Annotated in this window: 15 protein-coding genes; 13 read left to right on the top strand and 2 right to left on the bottom strand. The window is 64.9% G+C overall.

Going from position 1 to position 16,929, the window contains the following annotated elements:
- The first annotated feature begins 73 nt into the window (after window positions 1-73).
- The 6 genes from ACTJKX_RS09705 (at window position 74) to ACTJKX_RS09680 (ending at window position 8,636) form a co-directional block, all read left to right on the top strand.
- Window positions 74-1,162, top strand: coding sequence for a saccharopine dehydrogenase family protein (locus ACTJKX_RS09705; RefSeq protein ID WP_311937392.1), 1,089 nt, complete (start codon window positions 74-76; stop codon window positions 1,160-1,162).
- A gap of 183 nt (window positions 1,163-1,345) precedes the next feature.
- Window positions 1,346-2,617: an ROK family protein gene (locus tag ACTJKX_RS09700; RefSeq protein ID WP_440725132.1), complete on the top strand. Its 1,272-nt coding sequence runs from the start codon at window positions 1,346-1,348 to the stop codon at window positions 2,615-2,617.
- Between the two features lie 122 nt (window positions 2,618-2,739).
- A complete protein-coding gene (locus ACTJKX_RS09695; protein WP_440725131.1) occupies window positions 2,740-5,316 on the top strand; it encodes an ATP-binding cassette domain-containing protein in 2,577 nt (858 codons plus the stop codon).
- A complete protein-coding gene (locus ACTJKX_RS09690) occupies window positions 5,313-6,323 on the top strand; it encodes an ABC transporter permease (RefSeq protein ID WP_367624850.1) in 1,011 nt (336 codons plus the stop codon). The genes ACTJKX_RS09695 and ACTJKX_RS09690 overlap by 4 nt, the downstream gene beginning before the upstream one ends.
- A gap of 54 nt (window positions 6,324-6,377) precedes the next feature.
- A complete protein-coding gene (locus tag ACTJKX_RS09685; RefSeq protein ID WP_394314250.1) occupies window positions 6,378-7,388 on the top strand; it encodes a rhamnose ABC transporter substrate-binding protein in 1,011 nt (336 codons plus the stop codon).
- A gap of 213 nt (window positions 7,389-7,601) precedes the next feature.
- Window positions 7,602-8,636 (top strand): hypothetical protein, encoded by a 1,035-nt coding sequence (locus ACTJKX_RS09680; protein ID WP_440725130.1) that lies wholly within the window; start codon window positions 7,602-7,604, stop codon window positions 8,634-8,636.
- 30 nt (window positions 8,637-8,666) lie between these two features.
- Here ACTJKX_RS09680 and ACTJKX_RS09675 read toward each other — a convergent pair whose 3' ends face one another.
- Window positions 8,667-9,314 (bottom strand): glutathione S-transferase family protein, encoded by a 648-nt coding sequence (locus tag ACTJKX_RS09675; protein ID WP_440725129.1) that lies wholly within the window; start codon window positions 9,312-9,314, stop codon window positions 8,667-8,669.
- Window positions 9,315-9,474: 160 nt separating this feature from the next.
- On the opposite strand from ACTJKX_RS09675, the gene ACTJKX_RS09670 reads away from it, so the two are divergent.
- From ACTJKX_RS09670 to ACTJKX_RS09660, 3 genes are all read left to right on the top strand, one after another.
- Complete coding sequence (locus ACTJKX_RS09670; protein WP_440725128.1) at window positions 9,475-10,389, top strand: aminotransferase class IV; 915 nt, start codon at window positions 9,475-9,477, stop codon at window positions 10,387-10,389.
- A gap of 439 nt (window positions 10,390-10,828) precedes the next feature.
- Complete coding sequence (gene sthA, locus ACTJKX_RS09665) at window positions 10,829-12,217, top strand: Si-specific NAD(P)(+) transhydrogenase (protein WP_311937363.1); 1,389 nt, start codon at window positions 10,829-10,831, stop codon at window positions 12,215-12,217.
- Between the two features lie 54 nt (window positions 12,218-12,271).
- The gene (locus ACTJKX_RS09660; RefSeq protein WP_440725127.1) at window positions 12,272-12,949 is read left to right on the top strand and encodes an HAD family hydrolase; all 678 of its coding nucleotides are present in this window, start codon (window positions 12,272-12,274) and stop codon (window positions 12,947-12,949) included.
- 276 nt (window positions 12,950-13,225) lie between these two features.
- Here ACTJKX_RS09660 and ACTJKX_RS09655 read toward each other — a convergent pair whose 3' ends face one another.
- Complete coding sequence (locus ACTJKX_RS09655; RefSeq protein WP_311937358.1) at window positions 13,226-13,855, bottom strand: DUF4893 domain-containing protein; 630 nt, start codon at window positions 13,853-13,855, stop codon at window positions 13,226-13,228.
- 153 nt (window positions 13,856-14,008) lie between these two features.
- Here ACTJKX_RS09655 and ACTJKX_RS09650 point away from each other — a divergent pair, with 153 nt between their 5' ends.
- The 4 genes from ACTJKX_RS09650 (at window position 14,009) to ACTJKX_RS09635 (ending at window position 16,919) form a co-directional block, all read left to right on the top strand.
- Window positions 14,009-14,854 carry a lytic transglycosylase domain-containing protein gene (locus ACTJKX_RS09650; RefSeq protein ID WP_440725126.1) on the top strand — a complete coding sequence of 282 codons (846 nt, stop codon included), beginning with the start codon at window positions 14,009-14,011 and terminating at the stop codon, window positions 14,852-14,854.
- A gap of 463 nt (window positions 14,855-15,317) precedes the next feature.
- Window positions 15,318-15,584 (top strand): hypothetical protein, encoded by a 267-nt coding sequence (locus tag ACTJKX_RS09645; protein ID WP_311937349.1) that lies wholly within the window; start codon window positions 15,318-15,320, stop codon window positions 15,582-15,584.
- Window positions 15,585-16,003: 419 nt separating this feature from the next.
- Complete coding sequence (locus ACTJKX_RS09640; protein WP_311937346.1) at window positions 16,004-16,507, top strand: class I SAM-dependent methyltransferase; 504 nt, start codon at window positions 16,004-16,006, stop codon at window positions 16,505-16,507.
- A gap of 52 nt (window positions 16,508-16,559) precedes the next feature.
- Entirely contained in the window at window positions 16,560-16,919 is a 360-nt protein-coding gene (locus tag ACTJKX_RS09635; RefSeq protein WP_440725125.1) for a DUF4180 domain-containing protein, read from the top strand.
- Window positions 16,920-16,929: the final 10 nt, after the last annotated feature.

The following is a 16,929-nucleotide window of genomic DNA, read 5'->3' as shown; positions in this document are numbered from 1 at the left end:
AAAATGCAGGCTTCGAAAAGCAGGGAGGCAGGCCTAGGCTTTGCTCAGGGAAACACGGCAGGGGAGGCGGACAATGCGCAAGATCGTGGTGGCGGGAGCAGGCAAGATCGGCGCATGCATTGCCGATATCCTGGCGGTCAGCGGGGACTATGAAGTCACGGTGATCGACCGGTCGGCCGCGCAACTGGAGGGCGCCGAACTGTCGGCGGGCGTGGAGCAGCGTGAACTCGATCTCGAGGACGGAGCAGCCCTGCGCACCGTCCTGGACGGTGCCTATGCCGTGCTCAGCGCCGCGCCCTTCCATCTCACCACCCGTATCGCCGAGGCGGCGGCGCGCGCCAACGTTCATTATCTCGACCTGACCGAGGACGTCGCCTCGACGCGGCGGGTGCGTGACCTCGCGGCTTCGGCCAGGAGCGCCTTCATCCCCCAATGCGGCCTGGCGCCCGGCTTCATCTCGATCGTCGCCAACGATCTCGCCCAGCAGTTCGACAGCCTCGATTCCATCCGCATGCGCGTCGGCGCCCTGCCGCAATATCCCTCCAACGCGCTCAACTACAACCTGACCTGGTCGACGGACGGGGTCATCAACGAATATTGCGAGCCTTGCGAGGCGATCGTCGACGGTCATCGCGTCGAGGTGCCCGCCATGGAGGAGCGCGAGGAATTCTCGCTCGACGGCGTCACCTATGAAGCCTTCAACACCTCGGGCGGGCTCGGCAGCCTGTGCGAGACCTATCTGGGGCGGGTGCGCACGCTGAACTACCGTACCATCCGCTATCCCGGCCATGCGGCGATCATGAAGGCGCTGCTCAACGACCTCGATCTCCGGCATCGCCGCGACGTGCTCAAGGACATTCTCGAAAATGCCCTGCCGGCGACGATCCAGGACGTGGTGGTGATCTTCGTTACCGTCAGTGGCAAGCGCCACGGCCATCTGGTGCAGGAAACCTATGCCAACAAGATCTACAACCGCCGCGTCGGCTCGCGCCTGCGCAGCGCCATCCAGGTGACGACGGCCTCGGCCATCTGCGCCGTGCTGGACATGCTGGCCAAGGGCGAGCTGCCGCAGAAGGGCTTCATCCGCCAGGAGGATATCGCGCTCTCGGCCTTCCTCGCCAATCGCTTCGGCAGCGCCTATGCGCAGACGGCGGCGCGATAGGTTTCCAGAGATCGCGGGCGTCCTCGCCCGCATTCGCTTTTCCTGCGTAGTCAGAGTTTTTCAAGAGCGGGCAGGGTGCCTGCGGTCCCGGGACGTCCCCCTTGATAATTAAGCATAGTGCTTTAATAATTGAAGGATCTTTCCGGCTCGAGATCCTTCATTCCTTGGAGCACGATGGCGATCATGTCCCAGCCGAACGCGCCCGCGAGCCGCAAGGGCAGCAATTCCGTCCAGGTGCGGCGCTACAATGAGCGCGTGGTGCTCGAGGCGTTGCAGCGCCTTGGCCAGGCTTCCAAGGCAGAGCTCGCCCGTTCCGCCAATCTCACGCCCCAGGCCGTGGCCGTCATCGTCGACCACCTCGAGGAAGTCGGGCTGGTCCGCCATGAGGGCAAGCGCGCCGGACAGGTCGGCCAGCCTTCCACCCTCTATGCGCCGGCGCCCGACGGCGCCTTCTCGATCGGCCTGCATGTCGGCCGGCGGGCCTTCGATGCCGTGCTAGTCGATTTCACCGGCCGCACCCTGCGCATGGAAACCAGCGAATACGAATATCCCGAGCCGCAGATGGTGGCGGAGCTGGCGGCCGCCTATGTCCGCACCTTCCGGGCCGGCCTGGCGCCCGATTTGCGCAGCCGCGCGGTCGGCGTCGGGGTGGCGATGCCCTATTTCATGGATAGCTGGACCAAGGAACTGGGCATGCCGGCCTCGATCACCCAGGCCTGGGAGGATTTCGACTTTGCCAAGGGCCTTGCTGACAGCATCGACCTGCCGTTGTTCTTCGAGAACGACGCCTCCGGCGCGGCGACAGCCGAACTGGTCTATGGCCGGGGCCGGGAGGTCCGGGACTTCATCTATCTGTTCATCTCCACCTTCATCGGTGGTGGACTGATCATCAACGGCAATCTGGAGACCGGCCCGAACGGCAATTCGGCGGCCTTCGGTCCCTATCCGGTGACGCCTTCGCTGCTGTCGAGCGTGCCGGCGCCGAAGGGACCCTTCGAGATCCTGCTGCGCCGCGCGTCGATCTATGTGCTGACCAATCATCTGCGCGAGAACGGCGTGCCGATCCGCCGGGCTCTCGAGCTCGACGAAATCGGCGAGAAGGCCGAACCCTTTCTCGGCGAGTGGGTCGAGGACTGTGCCGATGCCCTGGCTCAGGCCATCGTCGGTGCCATCGCCGTGGTCGATGTCTCGGCCATCGTGATCGACGGCATCCTGCCGGCGGCCATCCTGCAGCGCACGGTCGAAGCGGTGTCGCGTCGTTTCGGCGAGATCGTACCCGAAGGCCTGTTCGCGCCCGAGATCGCGGTCGGCACCATGGGGCCGCGCGCCGCAGCGATCGGCGCAGCCATCCTGCCGCTCTATGCCATGTTCGCGCCGGACAGCGCCACGCTGGTGAAGGCCAAGGCGCCGGGCATCGGGCGCGCCAGCCTGAGAACCTATATCGGGGCCGCTTAGGCGAGAGGGCATGCGCTTGACAGTTTGGGGTCATCGATATATCCATTTGCTTTAATAATTAAAGGTGAGGGGACGTTGATGATGGGCGCATCTCGGTCGCATCGTCGCCGGCGGGCAAGGCCATGAAGAGCAGCCTGGCGGATGAGGATTTCGGAGCCTCGATCGCGTCCCCCGTCGCGGCCGCCGGCTTGGTGAACGCCTCCAAGCGCTTCGGAGGAACGATCGCCCTTTCCCACGCCAGTTTCGATCTCCTGCCCGGTGAGGTGCTGGCCCTGTTGGGCGAGAACGGTGCGGGCAAGAGCACCTGCGTCAAGCTGCTTGCCGGCGTCTACAGGCCGGACGAGGGTGCGGTGACCATCGGCGGCGATCCGGTGGAGCATTGGTCGCCCCTCGAAGCGCAACGACGCGGCATTGCGGTGATGCACCAGCATCCCGGCCTGTTCGGTGACCTGACGGTGTTCGAAAACATTTTCGTCGGCCACATGCCGCAGCGTGCCTTGGGACGCATCGACTATGAACGCATGCGCGAGGAAGCGCGCGCGCTGCTCGATGTGGTCGGGCTGCAGTGCTCGCCCGAGGACACGCTGAAGGAACTGCGCACCTCCGAGCAGCAATTGGTCGAGATCGCCCGCGCCCTGTCGGTCAATGCCAAGGTGCTGATCATGGACGAGCCGACCGCGGCGCTGTCCCAGCGCGAAGTCGAGCGTCTCTTCGCCGTGGTCGCCGACCTCAAGGCCCGGCAGGTGGCGATGATGTTCGTCGGCCATCGCATGGAGGAGATCTACCGGATTGCCGACCGCATCGCCGTCCTGCGTGACGGGCACCTCATCGGCGTGAGGCAGGCAGCCGAGCTCGACCGCGACCAGGCCGTGCAGATGATGATCGGGCGGCCGCTCAAGGCCATCTATCCGCAATGGGAATCAAAACCCGGCCAGGAGGTGCTCTCCGTCTCCGGCCTGTCGCGCGAAGGGGCGTTCGAGGATGTCTCCTTCAATGTCCGGGCCGGCGAGATCGTCGGCCTCGGCGGGCTGGTGGGCAGCGGGCGCACCGAGATCGCCCGCGTGCTGTTCGGCATCGACCAGCCGACGGCGGGCCGCATCGAGATGGAGGGCAAGGCGGTGGCCTTTGCCGATCCGCCCGCCGCCATGGCCGCCGGCATCGCCTATGTCTCGGAGGACCGGCTCGGCCAGAGCCTGGTGATGGATTTTCCCATCCTCGACAATGCCTCCCTGCCGGTGATCGAGAAGGCGACGATGGCCGGGCTGGTGATGCGCCGGCAGGAGCTGGCCCTGGTCGAGCCGCATCTCAAGCGCCTGAAGCTGAAATTCCGCAGCTTCGACCAGCCTGTGAAGACACTCTCGGGCGGCAATCAGCAGAAGGTGGTGCTGTCGAAATGGCTCGCCACCCAGCCCAGGCTGCTGATCCTCGACGAGCCGACCCAGGGCATCGACGTCGAGAGCAAGTCCGAAGTCCATACCATGATCGCGGAACTTGCCCAGCAGGGGCTGGCGATCATCCTGATCTCCTCGGAGCTGCCGGAACTGGTCAGCATGTGCGACCGCATCGTGGTGCTGCGCGAAGGCCGGATGGCCGGCGCCTTCACCCGCGAGGAGGCCGACCAGGAAAAGGTCATACGCGCGGCCACGGATGCCGGCGGGGTGATTGCGGACAAGCAACCGGCGCTGGCATCGCGGGATGACGCCACCAAGGCCGATGAGGCCAAGGCGGGCTGGCTCAAGGCGCTGCTGCGCCGGCGCGAGGTCGGGCTGGTTGGGGCCATGGCCGCCGTGGTCCTGCCGGTGATGTTCCTCAATCCGCGCATGGTCAGCCCGGAAAACCTCACAGCCATCGCCATGGACGCGGCGCTGCTGATGATCGTCGCCGTGGCCCAGATGCTGGTCCTGCTCACGCGCAACATCGACCTGTCGGTGGCCTCGGTGATCGGCCTCTCGGCCTATGGCGCGGCGAGCTTCATGCATGCCCACCCGGACAGCTCGGTGCTTCTGGGCGTCGGCGTGGCCTGTGTGGTCGGCCTGGCCTGCGGTGCCCTCAACGGGCTGGTGGTGACCCTTGGGCGCGTGCCGGCCATCGTGGTCACCCTGGGGACGCTTTCGGTCTTCCGGGGCCTGAACAGCCTGTGGGCGGGCGGCCGCCAGATCAGCGCCGACCAGGTGCCACAGGCCTGGCTCGACATGACCAGCGCCCGCATCGCCGGCATTCCAGCCGTGATCCTCATCGCTCTCGCTTGCTTGGTCGTGATCGGACTGATTTTGAGGCACTGGCCTGTCGGCCGGGAGCTCTATGCCATCGGCTCCAATCCGGACGGCGCTGCCCTGATCGGCATCCGCCGTACGGCCCTCGTGCTCGGGGCCTTCATGCTGGCAGGCCTGCTGGCCGGCTTCGACGGCGCCCTGTGGGCCTCGCGCTATGCCACCATCGACGCCCGCGTGGCGCTCGGCTTCGAACTCACCGTGATCGCCTCGGTGGTGGTGGGCGGCGTCGCCATCAGGGGCGGGGCCGGAACGGTGCTCGGCGTCGCCCTGGGGGCGCTCACCTTGCTCGTGATCCAGAACGGACTGACGCTGGTGCGCGTCGATCCCCTCTGGCTGCAGGGGGTCTATGGCCTCGTCATCCTGCTCGCCATCGGTGTCGATACCATCATCGGGCGGCGAACCCATCAGGGACGGAGGGCGCGATGAAGACCAGCCTCATCGAAAGGATCGCCAGCTGGGAGAATTTCCTGGCCCTGTTGACGGTGGCGGTTCTCGCTTATGCCGTGTTCGCCGTGCCGAACTTCGCCACGGTCTTCAACATCTCTCAGGCCATTGCAGGCGCATCCGAGCGGGCGCTGATCGTGCTGCCGATGGTGCTCCTGATTATCGCCCGCGAGATCGACCTCTCCGTCGCCAGCATCCTGGCGCTGTGCAGCGTGGTGTTCGGCGTGCTGATCCGCGAGGGCCTGCCGCTGGAGGGGGCGATCGCGCTGGCACTGCTGACCGGCATCCTGGCAGGCGCCTTCAACGGCGTGCTGGTGACCTATCTCGGCCTGCCCTCGCTGGTGGTCACCCTCGGCACCATGGCGATGTTCCGCGGCATCGGCTACATCCTGCTCGGCACCGGCTCGGTGAACGAGTTTCCCGAGAGCTTCACCGATTTCGGCATCGACACGCTGGGCGATACGCCGATCCCCTGGACCATCGTGCCCTTCCTCGTGCTGGCGCCGGTCTTCGCCATCCTCCTGCAGATGAGCAGTATCGGCCGGCGCATCTATGCCATCGGCGGCAGCCCCGATGCGGCACTCTATGCTGGCGTGCGGGTGGCGCGCATCCGCCTCGGCCTGTTCGTGCTCAGCGGCTTCATCTGCGCCATTGCCTCCATCGTATTCACTGCCCGCCTTGCCAATGCGCGGGCCGACAATGCCATCGGCCTGGAGCTCGACGTGATCACCATCGCGCTGCTCGGCGGCGTCAGCGTGTTCGGCGGCAAGGGCAAGCTCACCGGCGTGTTCCTGGCGCTGGTGCTGATCGCCACGCTGCGCAACGTGCTGGGCCTGAGCCAGATCGGTGGCGATGCGCAGGGCACGGTGATCGGGCTCTTGCTGATCGTCTCGCTGCTGCTCAGCACCACGGCCCAGCGCCTTTATGGCGGCCTCCAGGCAAAGTTCAAGACAGCCAGCCTGCCGAAAGGGCCGGAACGAACGACCTGACTGAAAGCGTAGACAACAACGACCTCGAGAAAGGCGTGAAGGAGGAGACAAGCCATGAAAAAAGCGACGAGAACCCATCTGATCCTGACCACGGCCATCGTGCTGGGCGCCCTGGCGGCGCCGGCTTTCGCAGCCGAGAAATGCGCGAAGGAACCCGTCACAGTCGGCTTCCTGCCCAAGCTCGACACCGATCCCTATTTCCAGGTCGCCAGGACCGGGGCGGAAGAGGCGCAGAAAGAGATCGGCGGCAAGGTGATCCAGCAGGCGCCGTCCCAGGCGACTGCCGAAGCGCAGATCGAGTTCATCAACAATCTCGTGTCTCAGAAGGTCGACGTCATCGCCATCTCCGGCAATGACGCCAATGCCGTGGCGCCCGCCCTCAAGCGCGCCGCCAAGCAGGGCGTCAGGATCGTCTCCTATGATTCCGACGTTTCGGAAGCCGCCCGTTCACTGTTCTTCAACCAGGCCAAGGGCGACAGCCTGGCCGAGATGATGCTGGAGAGCATGGGCCAGATGATCGGCTATGAGGGGGATTTCGCCATCCTGTCCTCGACCCCGACGGCGACCAACCAGAATGCCTGGATCGACTTCATCAAGAACAAGATGAAGGAGCCGAAATTCGCCAAGATGAAGCTGGTGCAGATCGCCTATGGCCAGGAAAGCGAGCAGGTCAATCAGCAGCAGGCCCTGGCGCTCGTCCAGGCCTTCCCGAACCTCAAGGGCATCATCATCCCAGCCGGCATCGGCCTGCCGGCGGCGGCGCGCGCCCTCGACCAGGCGGGCAGCCTCGGCAAGGTCAAGCTGACGGGGCTCGCTCCTGCCACCCTGATCAAGAAATACATCCAGAACGGCTCCGTCCAGGACATCTGGTGGAACGTCAAGGACCTCGGCTACCTGACCTATTACGGCGCCCAGCAACTGGCGCAGTGCAAGATCGCCGGCAAGCCGGGCGACAAGTTCAAGGCCGGGCGCCTCGGCGACTACACGGTGGGCGAGAAGGGCGAGGTGGTCCTCGGTCCCGCCAAGATCGTCACGCCGGCCAATGTCGAGGAATTCAAGTTCTAGCCGAACCGGCGAAGGGAGTGAACTTTGTCATGCCCGGGCTTGACCCGGGCATCCAGTGAGCCGGTCGTCGCCGCTTCGAGCGGAAGGCTGGATTGCCGGGTCAAGCCCGGCAATGACAAGGCTTGCGCCACTTCAAACCGTGTAGCGCGGGACAGTCATGCTGTTGTAATCGCAGCTCGATCTGCCCTCGGTTAGACATTTGGGAACATCTACATGCCGCAAACCTGGTCGCTCGACTGGTCGCATGGCCAGGTGACGGTACATGCCGGCGCCGCCGCCCTGGGCCGCACGCGCTTTCGCCTCGATGATGGGCGCTTCGTCGAGCCCTTCCACGAGGCGCCCTGGATCACGGCCGGCGAGACGGTCGAGCCGGGCCTGGGGAATCTGCGCGGCGATTGGCCCTGCCTGCCCTTCGGGCGGCTCTATGGCAGCGATGATCCTCTCGTCGGTGCCTGGAGGGGGCTGGTCGATGCTCCCTTGCCGCAGGCCGCCGATCCGCTCGGCCCGAGCGATCATTTGCTGCATGGCTACAGCGCTGCCTCCGAATGGAAGCTGATGTCGCTCACGCGGGAGGTGATCACCCTCGACCTCGATTATCCCGGCGACTCGCCGATCGAGCGGATCACGCGCACGATCCGGCCGATCGACGGGCAGGCCGGGCTCGATGTCTCCGTCGAGATCCAGGCCCGGCGCCCCTGTGTCAGGCCTTTCGGCTTTCACCCCAACTTCGCCCTGCGTGGAAATCCCGGATCCTTCCGCATCGAGCCCGGACCTTATCGCTTCGGCCTCAGCCATCCCGTGGCCGAGGCGGCGGCCCGGGCCGAGCCCGACAGGAAGTTCACCACGCTTGCCGAGGTCGCAGTCAAGTCAGGCGGGCACGAGCGTTTCGACAGGCTACCCTTCGCCGATGACCGCGAGGACATCCTGCAACTCTGCGGCATCGAGGGCGGCGTGCATCTTGTCGACGAGCACGACCGAGTTGCCTGGGATCTTTCCTGGGACACGGCGAAGCTGCCGTCCTGCCTGCTATGGATGAGCAATCGCGGGCGCAAGTTCGCGCCCTGGAACGGGCGCCACCTATGCGTCGGCGTCGAGCCCGTGGCCTCGGCCTTCGATTTCGGATCGGCGATCGCCGCTGCGGACAATCCCATCGCGCTTGCCGGCGTGCGAACGGCAATCACACTCGAGCCGGGAACGCCGCTCACGCTCGGCTGGCGTATTCGTGGCCACGCCTTGGCGCCAAGCTAGGTCACCGACTTGGCTCTGCGAGCGCATGTTTCAACGGGCTGATGGGGCGTTGACCGCAAATTGCGCGGCAAAGGCCCTGGCATAGGCCGGCCGGGCCTCGCCGCGAGCGACGTAAGCAGCCAGGTTTTGATATTCGTCCAGGAGGCCCGACATTCTCAGGCGCAACAGCACGGATACCATCAACAGATCACCGGCGCTGAACGCCCCGTCGAGCCAGTCGGCAGTGCCCAGGCGCGTCGAGAGCTGGTCGAGCCGGGCGCGAACGCGGTCCTTGACCAGCGGCAGGCGCTCCTCGCTCCAGGGTTTGTCGGCTTCGAATATCCTTGCTGTCGTCAGGTCGAGGATCGGCGGCTCGACGGTGTTGAGCGCGGCGAACATCCAGGTGATCGCCCGCGCGCGGGCATTGGGATCCTCAGGCAGCAGGCCCGCATGCTGCTCGGCAAGGTGAAAGACGATCGAGCCTGTCTCGAACAGCGACAGGGAACCGTCCTCATAGGTGGGGATCTGGCCGAAGGGATGGAGGGCCAGATGGGCAGGTGCCTTCATCTCAGCGAACGAAACCAGGCGAACCTCGTAAGGCTGGCCCACTTCCTCGAGCGCCCAGCGCACGCGGGTATCGCGCGCCAGTCCCTTGCCGCCGTCGGGCGATCGTTCAAATGCCGTGATGGTGATCGTCATCGCGTCGGTTCCCTTGCCTGGCCGAATGTCCCGGCCTCCTCTCGTGACGACGAACGAGCCGACCGGAGGGCGACATCAGCCTTGAATTATTTTGAGGGCCGGGCGCAGATCACGCATGTTCGATTCCGATGAGAGATCGCGGGGACAAGAGTGGGGTCGCATGAATTATCCTGCCGGAACAGCCTATATCGATGGCGCCTTCGTGCCCATGTCGGAAGCCAAGATCTCGGTGCTCGACTGGGGCTTCCTGCATTCGGATGCGACCTATGACGTCGTGCATGTCTGGAAGGGCCGCTTCTTCCGCCTCGACACCCATGTCGAGCGGTTCCTGCGCTCGGCCGACAGGCTGCGCCTCACGCTGCCGGTCTCGCCCGGAAAGCTCGTCCAGATCCTTGGCGAATGCGTCGCCAGCTCCGGTTTGGAGGATGCCTATGTCGAGATGGTGCTGACGCGCGGCACTTCGCCGACCTTCTCGCGCGATCTTCGCGAGGCCCGTAACCAGTTGATCTGCTTTGCCATTCCCTTCGGCTGGATCCTCAAGCCCGAACAGCGTGAGGCCGGACTTTCGATCTTGCTGTCCGACATCCGCCGCATCCCGCCGGAGTCGGTCGATCCCACCGTCAAGAACTATCACTGGCTGGATTTCGTCATGAGCCTCTACGACGCCTATGACCGCGGCGCCCAGAGTGCCGTGCTGACGGATGCCGGGGGCAATCTTGCCGAAGGCCCCGGCTTCAACATCTTCACCGTCCGCCAGGGCCGGATCGCCACGCCGGATCGCGGCGTGCTGCGCGGCGTCACCCGCCAAAGCGCCATCGAACTCGCCGCCGAGTTCGGCTTTCCCCTGGAGGAGCGGGTCGTGGCGGCGGCCGAGGCGCTGGCAGCCGACGAGGTCTTCATCACCTCGACGGCCGGCGGCATCATGCCGGTGACGCGGATCAATGCCGCCGCCGTCGGCGAGGGGCGCATGGGGCCGGTCACAAGGGCGCTGCTCGAGGCCTATTGGGCCAAGCACACGGATAGCGGATGGTCGACGGCGGTCGCGGATGTGCTGCCGGGCCGGCGGGCAGGGTAGGGCGCGACCGGCGTTATGCGCGAAGCGGCTATCGCAGTCGTGCATCTGACGAATTCAGTATTGAGCGCAGATATCCTTCCTCGACTTCGGGGAAGATGTCGCTGCGTAGCAGCGACGGAAGGAGGAGAGTGGAGCAACAGGTCAGAAAATGGGGAGATCGCACCACTCTACCCCACTCGACCTCACTACGCTCGGCCACCCTCCCCGAAGTCGGGGAGGAATCCTTGCGCCTGAATGCGAGGCCGCTCCGCGGCGAAGGCAAATGTGCTTCATTCTGCCGGCAGCATGGCAGATGGTTCGACAGTGCCGTGGCATTTTTTCTTGTCTCTTGGCAGGCGGCAGCCCTATGTGCATTCATGCTGTCATGCAGCATGACGATGCTCCCGGGCACTTCCTGACTTTTCGACACCTTGTTCCAACGGCCTAGAGACTTCCCTCCATGTATGATTATGACATGCTCGTCATCGGTTCGGGCCCGTCCGGCCGGCGTGCCGCCGTACAATCGGCCAAGCTCGGCAAGTCGGTCCTGGTGGTGGAGAAGGGGCGGCGCGTCGGCGGCGTGTCGGTGCATACCGGAACGATTCCCTCCAAGACACTGCGTGAGACGGTGCTCAATCTTTCGGGCTGGCGCGAGCGTGGCTTCTATGGCCGGGCCTATCGGGTCAAGCAGGATATCGGCGCCACCGACCTGATGGTCCGCCTGCAGAAGACGCTCGACCACGAGGTCGAGGTGCTGGAGCACCAGTTCAGCCGCAACACCGTGCGCACGGCCCGCGGGGAGGCGCGCTTTCTCGGCCCGCACGAAATCGAGATCACCACCGAGACCGGAACCAAGAGCACGGTAACGGCGAACTACATCCTGATCGCCTGCGGTACGCGGCCCTTCCGCCCCGATTACGTGCCGTTCAATTCAGACAATGTCTTCGACAGCGACGAGATCATCGAGCTGCCCCGGCTGCCGCGCAGCCTCACCGTGATCGGTGCAGGGGTGATCGGCGTCGAATATGCCACCATCTTCAGCGCTCTCGACGTCGCCGTCACGCTGATCGAGCCGCGTTCGAGCTTCCTCGATTTCATCGACAAGGAGCTGATCGAGGAATTCATGCATGAATTGCGCGATCGCAACGTCTCGCTGCGCCTGGGCTCGCCGGTCGTCTCGATCGAGCGCGAGGAGAGCCGCGTCGTCACCAAGCTGGGCGATGGGCGCAAGGTCTCCTCCGAGATGCTGATGTTCGCGGCCGGGCGCGTCGGCAATACGGATCGGCTCAACCTCGATGCCGCTGGCCTGAAGACCGATCACCGCGGCCGCATCGGCGTCACGCCCGCCACCCTGCAGACCGAAGTTCCGCACATCTATGCCGCCGGTGACGTCATCGGCTTTCCCAGCCTGGCCTCCACCTCGATGGAGCAGGGGCGGGTGGCCGCCTGCCACGCCTTCGGCCTCGATCCGCCGCCGCCGCCCGAATATTTCCCCTATGGCATCTATTCGGTGCCGGAGATCTCCACCACCGGCCTGACCGAGGAGGAGGTGCGCCAGAAGGGCATTCCCTACGAGGTCGGCATCGCCCGCATGCGCGAGACCTCGCGCGGCCACATCATGGGGCTCGACAGCGGCATCATGAAGATGATCTTCTCGACCAAGACCCGCCGCCTCCTCGGCGTGCACATCCTGGGCGAGGGGGCGACCGAACTGATCCATATCGGCCAGGCCGTGCTCAACCTCAAAGGCACGATCGATTATTTCATCGAGAACACCTTCAACTATCCCACCCTCGCCGAGGCCTACAAGATCGCCGGCCTCGACGCCTGGAACCGGATGGGGCGCTGACGCGGTTCGTTCCGTGCCACGCCCGCCGTTCGCGTAACCTCACAGGAGTTCGCCGTGTCCCCTGACCGCAAGCTCGTCGTCCTTCTCGACGTCGACAACACGCTGCTCGACAATGACCGCTTCGGCGAGGACCTCGGCGACCATATCGAGGAAGCCTTCGGCGCCGACCAGCGCGCACGCTACTGGGCGATCTATGGCAAGATCCGCGACGAATACGGCTATGCCGACTATCTCGCTGCGCTCCAGCTCTTCCGCGCCGGGCTGGATGATGATCCCGACCTCCTGCAGATGTCGAAATTCCTGCTGGAATATCCCTTCGCCGAGCGCGTCTTCCCCAAGGCCCTGGAGGCGATCGCCCATCTCAAGGCGTTCAGCGCTCCCGCCGTGCTCTCGGATGGCGACATCGTGTTCCAGCCGCGCAAGGTGCAGCGCGCCGGCCTGTGGGACGCCGTGGAAGGGCGGGTGATGATCTATCTGCACAAGGAGCAGATGCTGGATTCGGTGCAGCGCCACTACCCGGCCGAGCATTACGCCATGGTCGACGACAAGCCGCGCCTGCTCGCCAAGATGAAGGCTGTGATGGGCGACAAGCTCACCACCATCTTCGTGCGCCAGGGCCACTATGCCCTGGAGGCCGACATGAGCACCATCGAGCCCAAGCCCGACGTCACCATCGAGCGCATCGGCGATCTTCTGACGCTGGATCGGGCCGCCTTTACAAAGGTGGCATGAAACCGGGGGCGAGTTTTCGATCCCCCATCTCAAGGTCCTTCGAAACAAACCGGAGAAAGGCTGGATAGGGCATCACGACCCCTCATCCGCCCCTACGGGGCACCTCTAGTCAACTCAAGAGCGTTGACGACACCCGCAAGGGGAGAAGGCAGCTGGCTCGTGCCGCGACTTCAAAACAATCCCCTTCTCCCCTTGCGGGAGAAGGTGCCGGCAGGTGGATGAGGGATTGCACTGCTCTATCGGCACTCCATACCCGGCATTTCTTTCCCGGCAGGCTCAGCGCACCAGTTCGAGGATTTCGAGCGTGCTGCAGCAGGTTTGCGGCAGTTCCAGGCGCAGCTTGCGCGGGCCGGCCTTGAAGAGATAGGCGACCGCATCGGATTTGGGCGAGGCGCCATAGGCGACCGGCGGATCGTCGCCATTGGCATTGCCGCCGAGGAAGACGAAACGGGTGTTGCTGACGCGATAGAGGAAGCCGCTGACGCGCTGGGAACCGTTCACCTTGGCGAAGAAGAGCTTGCCGCCGCGCTCGCTGATGGCGCATTTGAAATAGGGATAGGTATAGACGCTGCCCTTGCCGTCATTGGCCTTTGAGCCATCGTCGAGCTGGGCGCTGCGGCAGCGCCAGGTGCCGACGAGTTCGCGCGTATTGGCGATCGGCCTGGGATCGCCGGCGAGGATCTCCTCCAGGGCCATGCCGTCGGCGGTGTGGCGGGCATTGGAGCCGAGCACTGCATCGATGGCGCTGCGGCGCGTCGCCTCGAAGTTCATCAGGCGGGTGCGGTCGGCATCCTCGATCGACACGGGCAGCAGCGGCGTGGGATCGAAGTCGGAGGCGGCCAGGGCCGTGCCGGCAGAGGCCGCGAACCAGGCGAAAGCGGCGACGACCCAATGGCATCTAGTCATGGTGGAACTTCCAAGTGGCGGGGCGTCCTGTTTGCACCAGTCGGCGCGATCCTGGCAAGGCGGGCCCGGCGTCATGGGTCATCGCATGGCATCTGGAGCGCCGCAGTGTTTTCGCCTAAATGCTAGCTTGCCCCTAACGGCGAGACATTGTCTGTGAACGTTCGTTATCTCTTTGCAGCAGCGCTGCTGTCGGCAGCTTTCGCTTGCCTTGCCATGCCGGGGAAGGCTCAGGCCCGCCAGGAGAGCCTGGACGAGGCGATCTGCCGCCTGATCGAGACCTCGGCGCGTGCCAACGACATTCCACCCGAGCTCTTCACGCGGCTGATCTGGCGCGAAAGCAGCTTCCGGCCGCACGTCGTCTCCAGTGCCGGCGCGCAGGGCATCGCCCAGTTCATGCCGGGCACGGCCGCCGAATGGCAACTCGACGATCCCTTCGATCCCGAAAAGGCGATACCGGCCTCGGCCGCCTATCTTACCGCCCTGAAGAAGCAGTTCGGCAATTGGGGCTTGGCGCTGGCCGCCTACAATGCTGGGCCCAAGCGCCTCTCCGACTGGCTGGCGGGTGGGCGCTATCTGCCCTCGGAAACGCGCGCCTATGTCTATTTCATCACCCATCGCAATGTCGACGACTGGGTTTCCGGCGACGGCCTCAAAGCCGGGGAGGAACCCGCTGCCAAGCCAGTCGATTGCCTCGCCGTCGTCACGGCCGTGCGCAAGGAGGTGCCGCGCCTGATCGAGGGGCCCTACGCGCCTTTCGGCGTGCAGCTCTCCGGCAATTTCTCCAAGGCCATCGCCATCGCCTCCTATGAGCGGGCGGTCAAGCGCTTCCCGGCCATTCTGGCGGGCCGGGAGACGCTGATCCTCGGCACGCGCATGGCCGGGCGCGGCCGGCGAGCCTTCTATCGCGTCCGCCTGCCGGCACGCAGCATGCGCGAGGCCAGCCTCATCTGCGACAAGCTGCACCGGGCCGGCGGCAGTTGCGCGGTGCTGCGCAACTGAAGCCGATACGGCCGGTGCAAAGAAAAAGCCGGATGCGGGGGCACCCGGCAGTTGGGTCGTTGGGTCGGGCCACAGAGCCCGAGAAAACTACGAGTGCGTCAACAGCTCGAAGTCATGCGGGCGGGCCCGCTCGAATGCCAGGAACGGTCTCAAGGCATCCGACTGGGGACTGAACCGGTGGGCCGGGATTTGGTTCCATGCTTCGTGCGAAAATTTTTTGAGCTGCCACGAATGCGCTGCCGAGAGCGTCGGCTAGGGCGTGACGGCTTTGTCGATATTAGAACATATCATGAACAAAAAGCTCGACAGCCACGGCACCCTCGCCTAATTTTCCGGTCTCGATTCCGAAATCCTCCAGCGGTTTGCCGGCAACGGCAGAGACCAGGCCGGGTGGGATTCGTGCATCGTCCCGGTGGAGCGCGATATCCGCTGGTTCCAGTTTTCTGAACAGGGAGATCCGTCAATGACGTCGCAAGCCAGCAAATCCGAACAGGCTTTGCCGGAGGATCTGGAGGCGAGCGTGGAGCGCGTCATCGCCGATTGCGACGGCGATGCGCGGATGGCCGTGCGCGTCCTGCTGGTCGCCAACAGCCACGCCATGGCCGAAATCGCTGCGATCGAAGCCGAGATGGCCAAGCTCCTTGCCGACGTCTCGCGCGGCTATGCCCGAGGCCACTGGGAGTGGCTGCTGGAACGGGCCGAGATCGGCATTCCCTATTCCCGCGGATAACCGAACGGAAGCTGGTGCAGCCCGGCGCCCCTATCAATGCAGGCAGGAAAAGAAAAAGCCCGCTTGCGCGGGCTGGGAGGTTAGACGAGAGAGAGACGAGCTGGAAAGACGCGAACAACACGGCAGGGAGGGGATCTGTTCGGAGATTGCCGCGCCGTTCGCAGAATCAACTTAGCCGGTACGCTGTGTTCGCGCACACCGGCAAATTTGACGGACATTCGGAGGGACCCGCATGCGGTGGCTGTCAGGCCGCCCGGCGTCGTGGAGCCCGCAGGATCGCTTGCCTCGCTCGGGGCCGGTGGCTTATGACGATCGGCATATCCGGTCCGGAGGCTGCATCCGGGAGCCGGCTCCCGGCGCCCGCCGGGACGGCGGCCCGAATGGCCGGCCGGGATTTCTGCAATGATGTGAAATGGATAATGAGCTACCTCGATAATTTCATCAATCGCATGACGGCCCAGCGCAATTGCCTCGACCTTGCCGTCGAACTCGTCCGGGGGATCGAGGGGCCGGTGCTCGAATTCGGCCTTGGCCACGGCCGGACCTATGACCATCTGCGCCAGAACTTTCCCGATCGGGACATCTATGCCTTTGAGAACCGGGTAAGCCCCAATGTCTTCGTGCGCCCGGCGGATGAACTGCTCTTCCTCGGCGACATCGCCGATACGATCCGCACTGCCGCGGCGCGCCTGCCGCGCAAGGCGGCGCTCGCCCATTCCGACCTCGGCCTCAAGGACAGGCAGGGCGCCGTGCCGATCGTGGCCGACATCATCGCCTATCTGCCCGGCTTGATGGCGAAGGGCGGCTTCTACATCTCCAATGTCGACATCGCTCTGGTCGACGGCAGCGTGCCGCCCGCCTTCCGGCGCCGAGACTTTCCGCAGGCGACGGGCGACCAGTATCACATCTACGAGATCGTCTGAGGTCGGAGCCACCGGCACATGCCGCTGCTACGGGCCGCTTAGGAGAATAGTCATGAGCGACAGAGTCGAGGAGATCCGGGGCATCCGGGTGCTCATCTGCGCCGAGGACGGTAAGAAACTCGCCGGCGAAGGCGATATCAACGATTTTCTCGGCAAGGCCTGGGAGCAGGAAGCGACGATGGTGGCGATCCCTGTCGCCCGGCTTGTCGACGACTTCTTCCGTCTGCGCACGCGGCTCGCCGGCGCCGTGGTGCAGAAGTTCGTCAATTACCGCCTGCATCTTGCCGTGATCGGCGACATCTCGGCCTGGGTTGCCGAGAGCGACGCCCTGCGCGATTTCGTCCGCGAAGCCAATCGCGGCCGGGACATCTGCTTCGCCGCCGATTTGGCCGAACTGCGCAGCCGGCTGTAAGCCGGCAGGG

Origin of the sequence: Labrys sp. 22185 (assembly GCF_052045555.1) — a bacterium.
Lineage (GTDB): Bacteria > Pseudomonadota > Alphaproteobacteria > Rhizobiales > Labraceae > Labrys > Labrys neptuniae.
This window is presented reverse-complemented; position numbering and strand designations above follow the sequence as displayed.